Below are 14,349 nucleotides of genomic sequence, written 5' to 3' on the forward strand. Positions count from 1 at the left end.
GGCGAACGCTGAGAACCCGCGGCGGTGCCGGTTGCGAGGGTGGGTTATGCGCCTGCGGCGCATGCGACGACCTGGTCATCGGTGCCGGTCGTGCTTCGCGGTCGCTGTTTACCGCCGAAAGCGGCTTCGCCGCTTGCCTGACGATGGCTGATCGCCGAGCTCTGCTCGCTGCCGTGGGTTCGATGGTGGGGGCGCTGGTCAGTGATCGCTCGTTGGACGTGGCTTCGCCGCTTGCCTGACGATGGCTGATCGCCGAGTTCCCCTTGCTGCGGTTGCCTTGGTGGTGGGAGCGCTGGTCGTTTTTGCTCGTTGGACGCGGCTTCGCCGTTCGCCTGGCGATGGGTGATCGCCGAGCTCTGCTCGCTGCTGTGGGTTCGGTGGTGGGGGCGGTGTTGCTTTTTGCTGGGGGACCGGCGTGGGGTTCGGCTGGTGGTGGTTGTTGATCTTGCTGGGTGTTCGGTTGCGGTGGTTCGGGTTCGGTGGTTGATGGTGGTCAACGCAGGGAGCCGAGCGGTGTTGTCACCGCTCGGCTGCTGGTGCCCTGGAGCAGACGCACGTGAGTGGCGTCACCGGTTTCCCGGCGACGCCACTCACGTGAGCTCCTCCTATGTGGGACTCTGCGAGTTCGTCAATTCCCACCTGTCGGGTAGGACGAACGACTTGCGACGCGTCGTTCCACCGAGCGAGCAGCGTTCAACCGCCGTGTTCGGTGGAGATGTGCTTCAGCGTCGGCCGTAGTCGTAGTCGTCGTACCCGTCGTCGTGCGAGTCCTCGCGGTCCTCGTTGGACCACTCGCCGGACTCCGAGCCGGACAGCTCGCGCTGCAACGCCTCGATGTCCATGGACGGGGAACTGTACTTCAGCTCGCGGGCCACCTTCGTCTGCTTGGCCTTAGCCCGGCCGCGCCCCATGGCTCGACCCCCTCGCACAGGGTGTGCGGGGCGGACAGGGGAAAGTCGGCCCCGCATGATCTCGACAACTTTTCCTGTAACTACCGTACCGTGTCGAGGCGGTTGAACGCGACGTGGTGCCGGGTCTGAGTGGTCGTGTCTTGGGTGACGTCGCACTCCCCGCCGTTTTCCGACGTCCGCGAGTCGGCGGCGGGCCCCGCCGGGCGGTCTGGCACGATGCTCGCTGTGCCTGAGCCGTTCGTCGCCTACCTGAGGGTGTACGAGCCCTTGTCGTCCTTCGACGCACCGCTCCGCGAGGAGCTGGCGGCGGCGGTGGAGCGGGGGCCGGTCGATCCGTTCGACGCGGGGCTCCGGGAGCAGGACGTCTGGCTGCGCAGCCAGCTCGCCGCCCCGCCCCGTCTGCTGCCCGGGGAGACCGCCGACGGCGCGGTGCAGGGCGTCGGCGACGTGCTGGTGCTCGATCCGAAGGAAGTGCCGAGCGCCCCGGCGGCCACGGTCGGCCCGGGCCCCCTGGTGTGCCCGCTGGACCTGCGCGGCCGGTCCGCGGCGGCGCTGGTCGGCTTCCTGGGCGACTCGGAGCTGCCGCTGCGCACGGCGGCGCTGACGGTCCCGGTGGAGCAGGCCAAGGTGCGCGCCAGCGCGGTGGTCAGCGAGCTGGCGGGCGGCGCGGTGCACGTGCTGTCCTCGACCTGGACCGTGCCGCTGCCCTGGTTCGTGCTGGTGGACCCGACGGAGCGCTGCGTGTTCACCGAGCCGGACCGGCGCCGGGTGTGCTGGCGGGTGGCGATGGCCGACGCCCGCCGCCGGGTGGCGCGGGCGCACTCGATCGGCCGCCAGTCGATCGGCGAGGAGGGCCCGACGCGGATCCTCCGCGAGACGGGCCGCTGGCTGGAGCGCTTCCACCCGCACTCGGCGGTCGAGCTGGACTACGGCGGCCTGGTGCAGCTGATGACCTCCAGCGACCTGGAAGCGGACACCTCGGCCGAGGACGTGCACGCGATCGTCGACGCGATGGAAGCCGACGACGCGGAAGAGGTGGCCACCCGCTATGAGTCCCTCCGCGACTTCTGGTCGGAATTCGCCGCCCGCGAACGCCACAACTGACCGAAATTTCCAGTGGCGCGCTGCCCGGGTCAGGGGTGGCAGATGATCTCGCCGTTGAGGACCGCGAACCAGCCGTCCTCGGCGTTGATCCACTCGTGCCAGGCCGTCGCCAGGTCTTCCAGCTCGTCGCGGGTCGTCAGGCCGTGGCCCAGGGCTTGTTCGGCGAAGGACGAGCGGCGGATGCGGTCCGCCCACAGGTTGCCCCACCAGGAGCGCTCTTCGGGCGTGGCGAAGCACCAGGCCGTCGCGGTGCAGGTGACCTCGCGGAAGCCAGCCGCCAGCGCCCAGGCCTTCAGGTACTTGCCCCCGTCGGGGTACGCCTCGTTGTGCCGGGCGACGTCGCGGTAGAGCTCCAACCAGCGGTCCAGGCCGGGGTTCTCCGGGGACCACCGCATGCCGCCGTAGTCCGCGTCGCGAGCCGCGACCACCCCGCCGGGGCGGCACACGCGCCGCATCTCGCGCAGCGCGGCGACGGGGTCGGTCAGGTGCTGCAACACCTGGTGCGCGTGCACGACGTCGAAGGACGCGTCCGCGTACGGCAGCTCGTAGACATCGGCGTTGGCGAAGGTGACGTTGTCCAGCCCCCGCTCGGCCGCTCCGGCGCGAGCGATCTCCAGCGGCTCGTCGACGTTGTCGACGCCCAGCACGGGACCGGGTGAGACCAGAGCGGCGAAGTCGTGCGTGATCGTCCCGGGCCCGCAACCGATGTCGAGCACGCTGGCACCGGCCCGCAGGTGCGGGATCAGGTAACCGGCGGAGTTCTCGGCGGTCCGCCACCGGTGCGACCGCAGCACGCTCTCGTGGTGCCCGTGGGTGTACGTATCCGACTGCGCACTCATCAGATCATCTCACTATCTGGGAGAAATGTTCCAGAATATGAGCATAACGCGAACGGGTTCCGGGAGGGAAGAACCTTTCCGAAGGCGGCGATTCCGCGCGAAATCGCCAGAACACCCCGAACCCAGCCCTTCGGACGACGACGAGAACCACAACCTCCAGGACGGCCGTCCGAGGGGCGGTGACGACTGCAATTTCAATTGAAATTGCCCACGGCACCACCGCAGGCTCCGTCGAGAACGACGCAATTCCGATTGAAATCTCAGCACACCCAGGCCGACCGCCCACCGCTTCGAACCCCAACCCGGCCCGGTACCACCGCCGAACCCCAGGCGGTGATACCTCCGGCGACGCGCACCGCACCCCGGTATCCACTTCGGACACCGGGGTCACGTCAGCGCCGGTCCCGCTCCTCCGCGAGGCGGTCGTCCACCGATGCCGCTCCTTCGCGGTAGCGGCGGGCGATCTCGGCGTTCAGGCAGTCCACCACGCCCTGGACCTCGCGGCGGCGCTGGGACACCGAGTCCTCCTCGGCGGTGTAGGCCTCCAGGGCCTGGTCCAGCTTCGCGTCGGACAGCGAGGTCACGTTGGAGAGGTCGACGTCGGAGACGAGCGCTTCGACGTGCCTGCGGTGCGCCTCCGCCCGCGACGGTTCGGTGGTCTGGTAGCGGCCGGAACCGGTCGCCGGGCCGACGGCGTTGTCCGACAGGATGTTCACCAACTGCTCGACCACCGAGGTCGAGCCGTCCTCGACGCGGCGCCGCTGCTCGGCGCGCACGATGTCGATCCGGACGTGCAGCACGCGGCGCAGGTACGAGAGGTCGGTCTCCTCCTGCGCCGCCTCGTCCCGCAGCGCCCGCACCTCGCTCAGCGCGCGGCCTTCGATTCCACTGGTGTAGTCCGGGGACAGAACCCTGTCGATGCGGCGCCGTCCACCCGGGCGGACTTCGATCACGTGGCCATCCTCCGGCAATTCGGCCGAACTCGCCAACAATTCGGCGATGTCGTTTCGAAAGCGGTGCGGAACCGGGTGATCTCCCGGTGCTACCGGCCGCGCAACCGCTCCGCGGCGACCCGCCCCGGCGGCTCCCCGCTGTCCGGCGGCACCGAGTCCGGGTCCACCGCCGCGGCCACCGCCCGGTCCTCCGCCGGGTCCCCGGCGACGAGCTCGGCGTCCACCGGGGTCGAGCGCTTGAGCAGCGCCAGCGCCACCGGGCCGAGCTCGTGGTGCTGCACCACGCTGCCGACCCGGCCGACCTTGCGGTCGCCGTGCCACACCGGGTCGCCGGTCTCCGGCTGCACCTCCACCGAGCCGTCCAGGTGCAGCAGCACCATCCGCCGCGGCGGCTTGCCCACGTTGTGGACCTTGGCCACCGTCTCCTGGCCGCGGTAGCAGCCCTTGGCCACGTGCGCGGCCACGTGCACCCAGCCCAGCTCGTGCGGGATCGCGCGGTCGTCGGTGTCCAGCCCGACGCGCGGGCGCAGCGCCTCCACCCGCAGCGCCTCGAAGGCGAGCGTGCCGGAGGGGCGGATGCCCGCGTCGGTCAGCTTCGTCCACCACTCGACCAGCGATTCGCGGGGCACCACCAGGTCGATCGTCGGCAGCGAGCGGAACGGCACGTTGCGCGCGAAACCGCCGCCGGGCAGCGGCTTCACCTCGTACGGCGCGGACGGGACCGCCGTGAACTGGGCGAGGATGCCGCCCGCGTCCGGGCCGACCGCGGTGAGCACCGCGAACTCCGCGGTGGCGTCCCGGGGCTCCACTTTGGACCAGAAGCGCATCGCCTCCAGGTACTCCGGCACGGTCTGCTTGCCGTCCACCCCGATGGTCGGCAGCGCGCTGGTGGCCTGCGCGCCGGCGTCGGTGTCCAGGTAGACCACGCCCTCGTGGTGGGCGACCAGCAGGTGGCAGTCCACCCGGCCGTGGCTGTCGAGGATTAGCGCCTCGGTGCCCTGCCCGTCCGGCAGCTCGGTCAGGTGCTGCGACAGCACCAGGTGCAGCCAGCTCAACCGCTCCTCGCCGGGCACCGCGATCACCTGCCGGTGGGAGCGGTCCACCAGCACCGCGGACCGGCTGGCGGAGCGCTGCTCGGCGAACGGGTCGCCGAAGTGCCAGGGCACGCTCACGTCCACCGCGTCCTCCGGTGCGGGTACCGCACCCGGCAGGTCCAACAGGGGTGAACTCATCAGCGCTCCTCGGTGTGTTGCTCGGGTGCCCGGTCGGGCGTGCGGGCCATCAGCCCGCCTCGGTCGCGCGGCAGCTCCGGCAGGTGCCGGACAGCGCGAGGTGGGTGGCGTCCAGTTCGAAGCCGCGCTCGCGGCGCAGCTGGTCGGCCAGCTCGTCGAGCGTCTCGGTCGGCACCTCGTCGATCTCCCCGCAGCGGTGGCAGGCGAGGTGGACGTGCTCGTGTTCCTCGACGGAGTAGGTGGGTGCGCCGTGCCCGAGGTGCGTGTGCCGCACCAGGCCGAGCTCCTCCAGCAGGTCGAGCGCGCGGTAGACGGTGGTGATGTTGACCGTGGACGCGGTGCCCTGCACCTTGCGGCAGACCTGCTCCGGTGTCGCGTGGCCGAGCTCGCGCACCGCGTCCAGCACCAGCTGGCGCTGCGGCGTCATCCGCATGCCACGTTGGTGCAAGGTGCTGCGCAGCGATCCCTGGTCGCTCAATGCCCGCTCCTGTGCTCGGCGCGCTCCGGTCGGCACGTCCGATCGTAACTCCGCAGCGCCGCCCGCCGGACGCGTGCGCGACCCGCCCCAGCTCCGGGCGCTGGAGGTTCTACGCTTCCGGCATGCGCGTACTGGCACTTTTGGACGGGACGATCGCCGACCCGGAGGCTCCGCTGTTCCGCGCCGACGACCTGGGGGTGATGCGCGGTGACGGGATCTTCGAGACGATCCTCGTCGCCGATCGGCAGCCGCGGGAGATCGGCCCGCACCTGGACCGGCTGGAGCGGTCCGCCCGGCTGATGCAGATGCGGCTGCCCGAGCGCGCCGCGTGGGAGCGGGCGGTCCAGGCGGTGATCGACAACTGGCCGTGGGACACCGACCCGGAGATGGCCCTGAAGCTGGTGTGCACCCGCGGCATCGACGGCGGGGACGGCACGCCGCACGGCTTCGCGATGGGCATGCAGATCGGCGAGGACACCCGGCGCAAGCGCCGCGACGGCGTCGCGGCCGTGACGCTGGAGCGCGGCTTCGCGCCGGACCTGATGGACCGCGCGCCCTGGCTGCTGCTGTCCGCGAAGACCCTGTCGTACGCGGTGAACATGGCCGCCATGCGGGAGGCCGAGTCGCGCGGCGCGGAGGAGGTCATCTTCACCGCGACCGACGACTCGGTGCTGGAGGGCCCGACCTCCACGGTGGTGATCGCCCAGGGCCGCACCCTGCTGACCACCCCGCCGAGCTCCGGCATCCTGCAGGGCACCACGCAGGGCGCGCTGTTCCGCGCCGCCGAGCAGGCGGGCTGGCGGACCGAGGTGGCGAAGTTCCCGACCTCGGCGCTGTTCGAGGCGGACGGCGTGTGGCTGTGCTCCAGCGTGCGGCTGGTGACCCAGGTGCACACCATCGACGGCACCGCGATCAAGGCCGACCCGGAGCTGCACGCCGAGATCACCCGGCTCTACGAGTCCAACTACTGATCCGACCCCGTGCTGCCGCGATTTCAGTGAGGTTTTTCCAACCTCGTTCTGCGTGGCGGTGCCGGTGGCGGAACCTCAGCGCCCGCCTGGACTGCGGGGTCCCAACTTTATGTATGCCAATACACGGCAGTTGGGCCGTCCTCGCCAGGCGAACGCTGAGAACCCGCGGCGGTGCCGGTTGCGAGGGTGGGCTATGCGCCTGCGGCGCATGCGACCCTCGCCGATCGGTGCCGGTCGCCCTTCGCAGCTGCGGTCCACGGGCAGGATGAACGATTTCAATGGAAATTGGACCTCCGATTTCCATTGAAATCGTGCGGGTTGTCCACAGCCGTCGGCGTGTCGGGGTCCGACACGCCGACGGTGCGCAACTTCCATTGAAATCAGACCTTCGATTTCCATTGAAATCGCGGTCCACCGGTTCCGGAGCCGGAGCCCGGGACGGTCAGCCCATCGTCTTCTGGCCGTCGATGGTCTCGCGGATGATGTCCGCGTGGCCGGAGTGCTGGGCGGTCTCCGCCGCGATGTGCAGCAGGACCCGGCGCACCGTCCAGCGCTTGCCCTTCTCCTCGTCCCACGGCGCCTCCGGCAGCTGGTGGGACAGGTCCAGGTCCGGCAGGGTCGCGACGATCTCGTCGGTGGCCCGCGCGACCTCGTCGTAGTCGGCCAGCAGCGCCTCCAGCGTGTCCTCGTCGGTCACCTGGAAGGTCGCCGCGTGCTCGGCGAACACCGCCTCGTCGTAGGCGTCGAACTTGCGGCCGTTGCGGATGAAGTCGGCCCACTGGCGCTCCACCGCCGTGACGTGCTTGATCAGCCCGCCGAGGCACAGCTCGCTCTTGGTGGGCCGGGAGCGGATCTGCTCCTCGGTCAGGTTCTGCACCGCGTACCGGAGGAAGCCGCGGTGCGCCTGCAGCAGCTCCAGGATGTCGGCGCGCTCGCCGGTCAGGGTGTCCTTGCTGGTCATCGTTGCCCACCTCGAATCGCCGTCGTCACCGACGAACCTAGTGGGCAGGACCGACACCGCTCGGCGAGCAGCACAACGCCCGCGCTGCGCGATCAGCGCGGGCGTGCGGTGCTCGGGTCAGCCGACGACGCGGTCCAGCTTGGCGGACAGGCGCGGCTGGAGCTCGTGCTCGGAGGTCGCGCGCTCCTCGACGTAGGCCAGCGCGCCCTCGACCACGCCGTAGAGGCGGCTGGCCGCGGAAACGTCCTCGCTGGTCGGGGTGCGCAGGACCGCGTCGGTGCCGAACTGCCAGGTGGTCTGGGCGGTCGGCTTGCCGAAGAACATCTCCGCGACGCCCGTCTCGTGCAGGATCAGCAGCTCGATGGTGTCGTCCGGCTGCGGGCGGAAGAAGCCGGTCTCCCGGAACGCCGGTCCGACGACCTCGCCGCCCTCCCCGGTGAGCCGCCACGCGCGGCTCTCGTAGGTCAGGAACGGGCGCCCGTCGTGCGCGATCGTGACCTGCTGGATGAAGCGGTAGGTCTCGTCGAGCGACGGGTGCGAGGCCTCGCCCTCGCCGCGCCACACGCCGACCATCGGCAGCAGCGCCAGGCACGCGTCGTTCAGCGACGGCCCCAGGCGCAGGTTGGCCGTGTCGCCCGGGCCGGGCAGGTCCTCGAACTCCGGCACGTTGCGGTGCGCGGTGAGCTTGGCGCGCTCGGCGGCTGCGGCGACTGCGGCGTCACCGCTGCCGCGCTGCGGTTCGTTGGGCGTTGCAGTCACGGTGGGAAGGCTACCGGTAGCCCCGGATCAGTCGCTGTACAGGCGGTACACCACGTAGGCGGCGAACCAGATGGTGGCCACCGCCGCGAGGCCGACGAGGGTGACGAGGCCGTAGTGCAGGAAGTCGATAAGTTCCACGGGCAAAGAATAACCATCGAACGGGCCCGGCGGAGTGTGGCGTCGGGCATGATCTGGCGGGCACCGACAGCCGGGACGGGAATCACATGGACTTCGAGACGTTGCGCGAGCGGGCGCTGGCCTTCCGCGAGGACCTGCTGGCGCGCAAGGACGAGATCGCGCCCAGCGACTTCGGCTGGTACCCGTACGACACGATGGCCAACATCTTCCACCTGGACGCGCTGCTCAGCGGGCCGCAGCGGCAGGTGTTCGACCGGATCGCGGGCACCAGGGTCGCCGACATCGGCGCGGCCGACGGCGACTTCGGGTTCTTCCTGGAGGCCGAGCTGGGCTGCCAGGTGGACGTGATCGACAACGCGCCGACCAACTTCAACGGCCTGCGCGGCGCGCGGCGGCTGGTGACCGAGCTGGACTCGAAGGTCCAGGTGCACGAGATCGACCTGGACGCGCAGTTCGAGCTGCCCGCCGAGAACTACGGCGCGGTGTTCTTCCTCGGGCTGCTCTACCACCTGAAGAACCCGTTCTTCGTGCTGGAGCGGCTGGCCGAGCGCGCCGACCTGTGCTTCGTCTCGACCCGGATCGCGCAGCTCACCCCGGACGGCACCCGCATCCAGCAGCAGCCGGTGGCCTACCTGCTGGACCCGACCGAGGCGAACAACGACGCGACCAACTTCTGGATCTTCAGCGAGGCGGGGCTGCGCCGCCTGTTCGACCGCACCGGCTGGGAGGTCGTCGACTTCACCACGGTCGGCTGCACCGAGGACTCCAACCCGAGCGCCCAGGACCGCGACGAGCGCGCCTTCGCCCTCCTCCGCTCCAAGCGCTGATCAGTCGTGAGCGGCGATGGTCGCTCTTGCGGCCGTTGCCGCTCACGACAAACGAGGGGCACCTCCCGCCGCGGGAGGTGCCCCTCGCTTCGAAGGAATCGCTGCGTCAGGCGACCGCGATGTCCACCGCGTGCACGCCGGGGCCCGCGGTGGAGACGGTGGACTGGCCCTTGCCGTCGCGGTGGAGGGCTCGGACCGTCCAGTCACCGGGGGCGGCGTAGAAGCGGAAGTCGCCCTCCGGGGAGGAGACCACCTCCGCGGTGAACTCGCCGGAGGAGTCCAGCAGGCGGACGAAAGCTCCGCCGACCGGCTGGTCCCCGGCCCGCACCTTCCCGGCCACCACGACCTGGTCGGTGTCCTCGGCCACCGCCGTCGCCGACTGCTGCGGCGCTCCGCATCCGCTGCTCATGTCATCTCCTCACAGTCCGGGGATCTGCTTCAGTTCTTGGCGGCTTCGGCCGGGTTCTCGATCGGGACGCCGACCAGCGAGCCGTACTCGGTCCAGGAGCCGTCGTAGTTCTTGACGTTGGTGTTGCCCAGGAGCTCGCGCAGGACGAACCAGGTGTGCGAGGAGCGCTCGCCGATCCGGCAGTAGGCGATGGTGTCCTTGGAGGTGTCCAGGCCCGCCTCGGCGTAGATCTCCTTCAGCTCCTCGTCGGACTTGAAGGTGCCGTCCTCGTTCGCGGCCTTGCTCCACGGCACGTTGATCGCCGACGGGATGTGCCCGGCGCGCTGCGCCGACTCCTGCGGCAGGTGGGCCGGGGCGAGCAGCTTGCCCGCGAACTCGTCGGGGGAGCGCACGTCGACCAGGTTCTTGTTGCCGATCGCGTCGACGACCTCGTCGCGGAACGCGCGGATCGAGGTGTCCGGCTCCTGCGCCTGGTAGGTGGTGGCGGGCCGGTTCGGCTCCTCCTTGGTGAGCTCGCGGCCGTCCAGCTCCCACTTCTTGCGGCCGCCGTCGAGCAGCTTGACGTCGGCGTGCCCGTAGAGCTTGAAGTACCAGTAGGCGTAGGCGGCGAACCAGTTGTTGTTGCCGCCGTACAGGATCACCGTGTCGTCGTTGCTGATGCCCTTGGCGGACAGCAGCTTCTGGAAGCCCTCGCGGTCGACGAAGTCACGGCGCACGTGGTCCTGGAGCTCGTTCTTCCAGTCCAGCTTGATGGCGCCGGGGATGTGGCCGCCGTCGTAGGCGGTGGTGTCCTCGTCCACCTCGGCGAACACCACCCCGGCGGTGTTCAGGTTCTGCTCGGCCCACTCGGTGGAAACCAGGACCTCTGCGCGGCTCATCGAGCGACTCCTTCGTTGATCTTCGGTGGTTCAGCGGGTGTCTGAAGTGGACGCCCCGGCGGGCGCCAAGCGCCGGAGCACCAGGTACAGCTGGCAACCGAGGCAGTAGCCGAACACCGCGTTCAGCAACGCGGCGACCAGCGCGAACGCGTTCGCGACGAGGCCCAGGGTGGTCCACCCGGCCGCATAGCCGACGGTGGCCACCAGGGCGAACGCGAACCCGACCCCCTGCGAGAACCGGACGGGTGCCGGGTCCTCGCGCTCGGCCGGGTCGATCGGGGACAGTCGCGGCTGCACCGCCTGCCGGTACACGAAACCCCACGGGTTGAGCCGCATCCCGAGGAACGCGCACATCCCGAACAGCACCATCTGGGCGGCCAGCACCCGCCAGCTGGCGGTGATCAGCCCGAGGGCGAGGATCGCGCTGGTCATCCCGGCGGTGAAGCGGACGCCGCGGGGGTCGAGCGTTCCGGCAGACATGGGGCCTCCTGACTGTGGACTTCGGCTGCCGAGTCCGTCAGGCGGTGGGAGCGCGCACCGTCGCCACGACACGGCCGTGCGAGGTGCGAGACGTACTACCGCCCGGTCAGTGCCCGCAACACAGGCTGCTACCCACGCGGCAGAGATCGACCGCGCGCCTTCGGGTCAGCAGTACATGCACGCCACGGAGGCTACCGCCTGGACCGATCAGCGGGAACCCTGTTCACAGGGTGAGACGCCGACCCCGACCGTCACCCGGAGTAGTGCCCCCGGCCCGGGGTCAGGCCAGGTGGGGTTCGAGGGCGGTGGCGAGGTTGGTGCGGTGGGGGACGCCGCTGATGCGGAACAGCTCGGCGCCGGTGGCGTCCAGGACGAGGGTCGTCGGGGTGGTGTGGACGCGGAGGGGCGTGGACCACTCCGGGTGGTCGGTGAGGTCCACCTCCACGTGGCGGACGCCCTCGGTGCGCTGCGCGAAGTCGGCCAGCAGGACGCGGGTGTGGCGGCACGGCGCGCAGAACGTCGTCGACAGCTGCAGCAGCGTCACCTTCGCGTCCTGGTCCGGGGCGTCGGCGAGCCGCTGCTGCAGCGCCTCGGGAAGGAGGTCGGTCACGTTCTCCCCGCCGTTCCTCTCGCGGACCTTGCCCTGCCGGGACTTCCACACCGCGCCGATCAGCAGCGCCGCGGCCACGGCGATCAGCAGCGCCCAGGTGCCCGGGCTCACCCGGTGGTCACCCCGTCGGCGCTGATCGTGACGTTGTCCGCGATGCCCTCGACGACCAGCGCGCCGCGCTCGGCGCGCACCGCGGTGGGCTTGACCTCGAACGGCAGCATGCCCGGGTCCAGCGTGGTGCTGAACTGCTTGAGCACCGACTTCTCGAAGATCGACGGCAGCTCGATCGCGCCGAAGGTGCTGTTGTTCAGGTCCAGCTTCCGCGGCTCGATCTGCATCTTGCCGTTGACCAGCGACAGGACCGCGATCACCCGCACCTTGTTGTCGGATCCGGCGATGTTCACGGTGCCGTCGAGCTGCACCACCGCCTTGGTGCGGTCGGTGCCGGCGGCCAGCTGCTCGTCGGCGGCGCTGATGCTGCCGTCCTCGTCGGCCAGCGCGTCCTTGGCGGCGGGGTTGATGGTGAGGTCCTGGATGCCGATCAGCCGGGCCACGTCGGAGGCCTTGAGCTTCACCCGGCCGACCAGCTCGTCCACCGTGAGGTGGTCGGCGGTCCCGGCGATCAGCTCGGAGGTGGACACCTTCGCCCCGTGCAGGTCGGCCTCGATGCCGACCTCGTTGAACGGGCCGACCTGCACGGCGTCGGCCGCCATCTGCACGTCGCGGTAGTTCCCGGCGATCACCTGGGTGAGGAACGGGAAGCCGTTGATCCGCACCTCGGGGTTCTCGCGCAGCTTCAGCTGCTCGGCGACCTTCTTCGACACCTGGTACTCGGCGATGGCGGCGCCGCCGAAGTCGGCGCCCACCAGCAGACCCGCGATGATGACGAGGGCGATGACGAGCTTCTTCACCGAGCGGTCCGTTTCTGTCGGGGCAGGGGTGGGTCGGCGGGCGTCAGCGACCGCCACGATCGGGTGGCCCCACTGTATCGGCCGCCCACCGCGCGATGCGGTCCACCAAGTCCGGCGTGGTCGCGCTCTCCGCGTGCCGCATGCCCGCTTCCAGCCACAACTCGCCGCCACCTGCTTCGCTGAGCGCGACCGCGTCGGCCGCCGGGAAGTAGTGGTCCTGTGCACCGTGCACGATCAGCTGAGGCACCGGGATGCGCGGGACCAGCTCGATCGGCGAGACCGGCACCTCGTCCCAGGGCGGCGCGAGGCGGACGCCCAGCAGCCGCGCGCTCAACCGGCCGTGCGGCTGCTCCAGCAGCCAGTGCACCCGGCGCATCGCGGGCGTGTCGCGCACCCACCAGCGGGCGGGGCTGCTCACCGCGACCACCGCGTCCGGCGCGGAGCCCAGCGCGGCCTGGCGCAGCACCACCGAACCGCCCAGCGAGAAGCCGATCGTGACGACCCGGCGGCAGCCGAGCTCGCGCAGGCGCGCGACGGCGGCGTCGATGTCCAGCGCCTCGGCCGGGCCGACGGTGGTGCGGCCGCCGGACCGCCCGTGCCCGCGGAAGTCGACCGCGAGCACCGGGGCCCGCCGGGCCAGGCGGTGCAGGATCCGCTGCAGGGTGGGCTTGCGGGTGTGGTTGGTGAAGCCGTGCCCGACGACGAACCCGAGGTCGGCGGGCAGCCCGGGACCGGTCAGCAGCTGGCCGCGCAGCGCGGTTCCGTCGGCGGCCGACAGCTCGACCGCGCGCGGGCGACACACGCGCGTAACACGCGGTCGACTGCTGTTCACAAATGTGATGCGGCCCGTTGGACCTGGGCTTTTCCGCTGCATGTCGGTTATTCTCCTTGCCATCCACAGGCAACGACGCCGAGTCATCCGCCGCGCGCGGCTGGCCACTCCCTGCCCGGACGTCGGGTTATCGCCTTGGGGACGGAGGCCCTCCAGATGAGCTCCGAAATGCTGCTGCTGACCAGCGAACCAGATTGCGAAGCGGTCCTGCCCGCGCTCGCCCTGCTCCCGCACCGGGTGCGCGTGCTGCCCGCCGACCCCGGGTCGGTCCTGCCCGGCGGCGCGCACGAGGTGATCCTGGTCGACGCCCGCACCGACCTGGTCGGCGCCCGCGACCTGTGCCGCCTGCTCTCCGCCGGTGACGTGCCGGTGGTCGCGCTGGTCAACGAGGGCGGACTGGTCACCATCAGCGCCGAGTGGGGGGTGGACGAGATCCTGCTGCCGACCACCGGCCCGGCGGAGGTCGACGCCCGGCTGCGCCTGCTGCTCTCCCGGCACGGCGACGCGAGCAGCAGCGGCGACGGATCGCTGAGCGTCGGCGACCTGGTGATCGAGGAGGCCACCTACACCGCGCGGCTGAAGGGTCGGGCGCTGGAGCTCACCTACAAGGAGTTCGAGCTGCTCAAGTACCTGGCCCAGCACGCGGGCCGGGTGTTCACCCGGGCCCAGCTGCTGCAGGAGGTCTGGGGCTACGACTTCTTCGGCGGCACCCGCACGGTCGACGTCCACGTCCGCCGCCTGCGCGCGAAGCTCGGCCCGGAGCACGACGCGATGATCGGCACGGTCCGCAACGTGGGCTACAAGTTCGTCCGCCCGAACCGCAGCAGCACCCCGATCGAGGCGGAAGCCGCCGAGCGCGCGGACCTCGAAACCCCGGCCCGGGAGACCGCCCTCTCCCGCTGACCTGCGGTCCCCCCCGCGATTTCAATGGAAATCGGACATCCGATTTCCATTGAAATCGCGGGTTTCTCCACGTCGGACGGCGGTTCTGTCCACATGCGCCGGTGCGTCGGGCGCCCGACGCGCCGTGGGACCGCAGTTTCAATTGAAACTGCG

Annotated in this window: 18 protein-coding genes; 4 read left to right on the plus strand and 14 right to left on the minus strand. The window is 70.6% G+C overall.

The genetic code is table 11. From position 1 onward, the window contains the following. Nucleotides 1-722: 722 nt before the first annotated feature. Nucleotides 723-911, minus strand: coding sequence for a DUF3073 domain-containing protein (locus tag F1721_RS25970; protein ID WP_150069407.1), 189 nt, complete (start codon nt 909-911; stop codon nt 723-725). Between the two features lie 225 nt (nt 912-1,136). Between F1721_RS25970 and F1721_RS25975 the strand changes: the two genes are divergently transcribed. Further along, on the plus strand, nt 1,137-2,015 hold the full coding sequence (locus F1721_RS25975) for a DUF8083 family protein (RefSeq protein WP_150069408.1): 879 nt from the start codon (nt 1,137-1,139) through the stop codon (nt 2,013-2,015). A gap of 29 nt (nt 2,016-2,044) precedes the next feature. Here the strand turns inward: F1721_RS25975 and F1721_RS25980 are convergent, their stop codons facing one another. The 4 genes from F1721_RS25980 to F1721_RS25995 all read right to left on the minus strand — a co-directional run bounded on the left by F1721_RS25980 (nt 2,045) and on the right by F1721_RS25995 (nt 5,517). Then, nucleotides 2,045-2,854 (minus strand): methyltransferase domain-containing protein, encoded by an 810-nt coding sequence (locus F1721_RS25980; RefSeq protein ID WP_150069409.1) that lies wholly within the window; start codon nt 2,852-2,854, stop codon nt 2,045-2,047. Between the two features lie 392 nt (nt 2,855-3,246). After that, a complete protein-coding gene (locus F1721_RS25985) occupies nt 3,247-3,807 on the minus strand; it encodes an RsiG family protein (protein WP_150069410.1) in 561 nt (186 codons plus the stop codon). An 89-nt stretch (nt 3,808-3,896) separates the two neighbouring features. Continuing rightward, the gene (gene ygfZ / locus F1721_RS25990) at nt 3,897-5,039 is read right to left on the minus strand and encodes a CAF17-like 4Fe-4S cluster assembly/insertion protein YgfZ (protein WP_170301604.1); all 1,143 of its coding nucleotides are present in this window, start codon (nt 5,037-5,039) and stop codon (nt 3,897-3,899) included. Nucleotides 5,040-5,088: 49 nt separating this feature from the next. Continuing rightward, on the minus strand, nt 5,089-5,517 hold the full coding sequence (locus F1721_RS25995) for a Fur family transcriptional regulator (protein WP_246155310.1): 429 nt from the start codon (nt 5,515-5,517) through the stop codon (nt 5,089-5,091). Between the two features lie 122 nt (nt 5,518-5,639). On the opposite strand from F1721_RS25995, the gene F1721_RS26000 reads away from it, so the two are divergent. Further along, on the plus strand, nt 5,640-6,488 hold the full coding sequence (locus F1721_RS26000; protein ID WP_150069411.1) for an aminodeoxychorismate lyase: 849 nt from the start codon (nt 5,640-5,642) through the stop codon (nt 6,486-6,488). A 442-nt stretch (nt 6,489-6,930) separates the two neighbouring features. Here F1721_RS26000 and F1721_RS26005 read toward each other — a convergent pair whose 3' ends face one another. After that, a complete protein-coding gene (locus tag F1721_RS26005; protein WP_150069412.1) occupies nt 6,931-7,449 on the minus strand; it encodes a DinB family protein in 519 nt (172 codons plus the stop codon). A gap of 117 nt (nt 7,450-7,566) precedes the next feature. Next, nucleotides 7,567-8,208 carry a heme-binding beta-barrel domain-containing protein gene (locus F1721_RS26010; RefSeq protein ID WP_150069413.1) on the minus strand — a complete coding sequence of 214 codons (642 nt, stop codon included), beginning with the start codon at nt 8,206-8,208 and terminating at the stop codon, nt 7,567-7,569. Nucleotides 8,209-8,432: 224 nt separating this feature from the next. On the opposite strand from F1721_RS26010, the gene F1721_RS26015 reads away from it, so the two are divergent. Beyond that, nucleotides 8,433-9,173, plus strand: a complete 741-nt coding sequence (locus F1721_RS26015) for a class I SAM-dependent methyltransferase (protein ID WP_150069414.1) — start codon at nt 8,433-8,435, stop codon at nt 9,171-9,173. Between the two features lie 106 nt (nt 9,174-9,279). Here F1721_RS26015 and F1721_RS26020 read toward each other — a convergent pair whose 3' ends face one another. From F1721_RS26020 to F1721_RS26045, 7 genes are all read right to left on the minus strand, one after another. Then, entirely contained in the window at nt 9,280-9,582 is a 303-nt protein-coding gene (locus F1721_RS26020) for a DUF1416 domain-containing protein (RefSeq protein ID WP_150069415.1), read from the minus strand. Between the two features lie 29 nt (nt 9,583-9,611). Further along, nucleotides 9,612-10,460 carry a sulfurtransferase gene (locus F1721_RS26025; RefSeq protein ID WP_150069416.1) on the minus strand — a complete coding sequence of 283 codons (849 nt, stop codon included), beginning with the start codon at nt 10,458-10,460 and terminating at the stop codon, nt 9,612-9,614. A 30-nt stretch (nt 10,461-10,490) separates the two neighbouring features. Next, nucleotides 10,491-10,940: a DUF4395 domain-containing protein gene (locus F1721_RS26030; protein WP_150069417.1), complete on the minus strand. Its 450-nt coding sequence runs from the start codon at nt 10,938-10,940 to the stop codon at nt 10,491-10,493. Between the two features lie 106 nt (nt 10,941-11,046). Next, nucleotides 11,047-11,121, minus strand: a complete 75-nt coding sequence (locus F1721_RS35690; RefSeq protein WP_350945149.1) for a putative leader peptide — start codon at nt 11,119-11,121, stop codon at nt 11,047-11,049. Nucleotides 11,122-11,220: 99 nt separating this feature from the next. Further along, nucleotides 11,221-11,661 (minus strand): TlpA family protein disulfide reductase, encoded by a 441-nt coding sequence (locus F1721_RS26035; protein WP_150069418.1) that lies wholly within the window; start codon nt 11,659-11,661, stop codon nt 11,221-11,223. Further along, on the minus strand, nt 11,658-12,461 hold the full coding sequence (locus tag F1721_RS26040; protein WP_150069419.1) for an LmeA family phospholipid-binding protein: 804 nt from the start codon (nt 12,459-12,461) through the stop codon (nt 11,658-11,660). The genes F1721_RS26035 and F1721_RS26040 overlap by 4 nt, the downstream gene beginning before the upstream one ends. Nucleotides 12,462-12,504: 43 nt before the next feature. After that, on the minus strand, nt 12,505-13,263 hold the full coding sequence (locus tag F1721_RS26045; RefSeq protein ID WP_246155311.1) for an alpha/beta hydrolase: 759 nt from the start codon (nt 13,261-13,263) through the stop codon (nt 12,505-12,507). A 186-nt stretch (nt 13,264-13,449) separates the two neighbouring features. Here F1721_RS26045 and F1721_RS26050 point away from each other — a divergent pair, with 186 nt between their 5' ends. Further along, entirely contained in the window at nt 13,450-14,196 is a 747-nt protein-coding gene (locus tag F1721_RS26050) for a response regulator transcription factor (protein WP_150069421.1), read from the plus strand. The last annotated feature ends 153 nt before the right edge of the window (nt 14,197-14,349 follow it).

Source organism: Saccharopolyspora hirsuta (assembly GCF_008630535.1).
Classification (GTDB): Bacteria; Actinomycetota; Actinomycetes; order Mycobacteriales; family Pseudonocardiaceae; genus Saccharopolyspora; species Saccharopolyspora hirsuta.

What these genes read in the sequence shown, in the direction of transcription:
- F1721_RS26015 (WP_150069414.1), top strand. Translation starts at nt 8,433, where the DNA reads ATGGACTTCGAGACGTTGCGCGAGCGGGCGCTGGCCTTCCGCGAGGAC.
- F1721_RS26000 (WP_150069411.1), top strand. Translation starts at nt 5,640, where the DNA reads ATGCGCGTACTGGCACTTTTGGACGGGACGATCGCCGACCCGGAGGCT.
- F1721_RS26025 (WP_150069416.1), bottom strand. Translation starts at nt 10,460, where the DNA reads ATGAGCCGCGCAGAGGTCCTGGTTTCCACCGAGTGGGCCGAGCAGAAC.
- ygfZ (WP_170301604.1), bottom strand. Translation starts at nt 5,039, where the DNA reads ATGAGTTCACCCCTGTTGGACCTGCCGGGTGCGGTACCCGCACCGGAG.
- F1721_RS26020 (WP_150069415.1), bottom strand. Translation starts at nt 9,582, where the DNA reads ATGAGCAGCGGATGCGGAGCGCCGCAGCAGTCGGCGACGGCGGTGGCC.
- F1721_RS26050 (WP_150069421.1), top strand. Translation starts at nt 13,450, where the DNA reads ATGAGCTCCGAAATGCTGCTGCTGACCAGCGAACCAGATTGCGAAGCG.
- F1721_RS25980 (WP_150069409.1), bottom strand. Translation starts at nt 2,854, where the DNA reads ATGAGTGCGCAGTCGGATACGTACACCCACGGGCACCACGAGAGCGTG.
- F1721_RS26005 (WP_150069412.1), bottom strand. Translation starts at nt 7,449, where the DNA reads ATGACCAGCAAGGACACCCTGACCGGCGAGCGCGCCGACATCCTGGAG.
- F1721_RS26030 (WP_150069417.1), bottom strand. Translation starts at nt 10,940, where the DNA reads ATGTCTGCCGGAACGCTCGACCCCCGCGGCGTCCGCTTCACCGCCGGG.
- F1721_RS25970 (WP_150069407.1), bottom strand. Translation starts at nt 911, where the DNA reads ATGGGGCGCGGCCGGGCTAAGGCCAAGCAGACGAAGGTGGCCCGCGAG.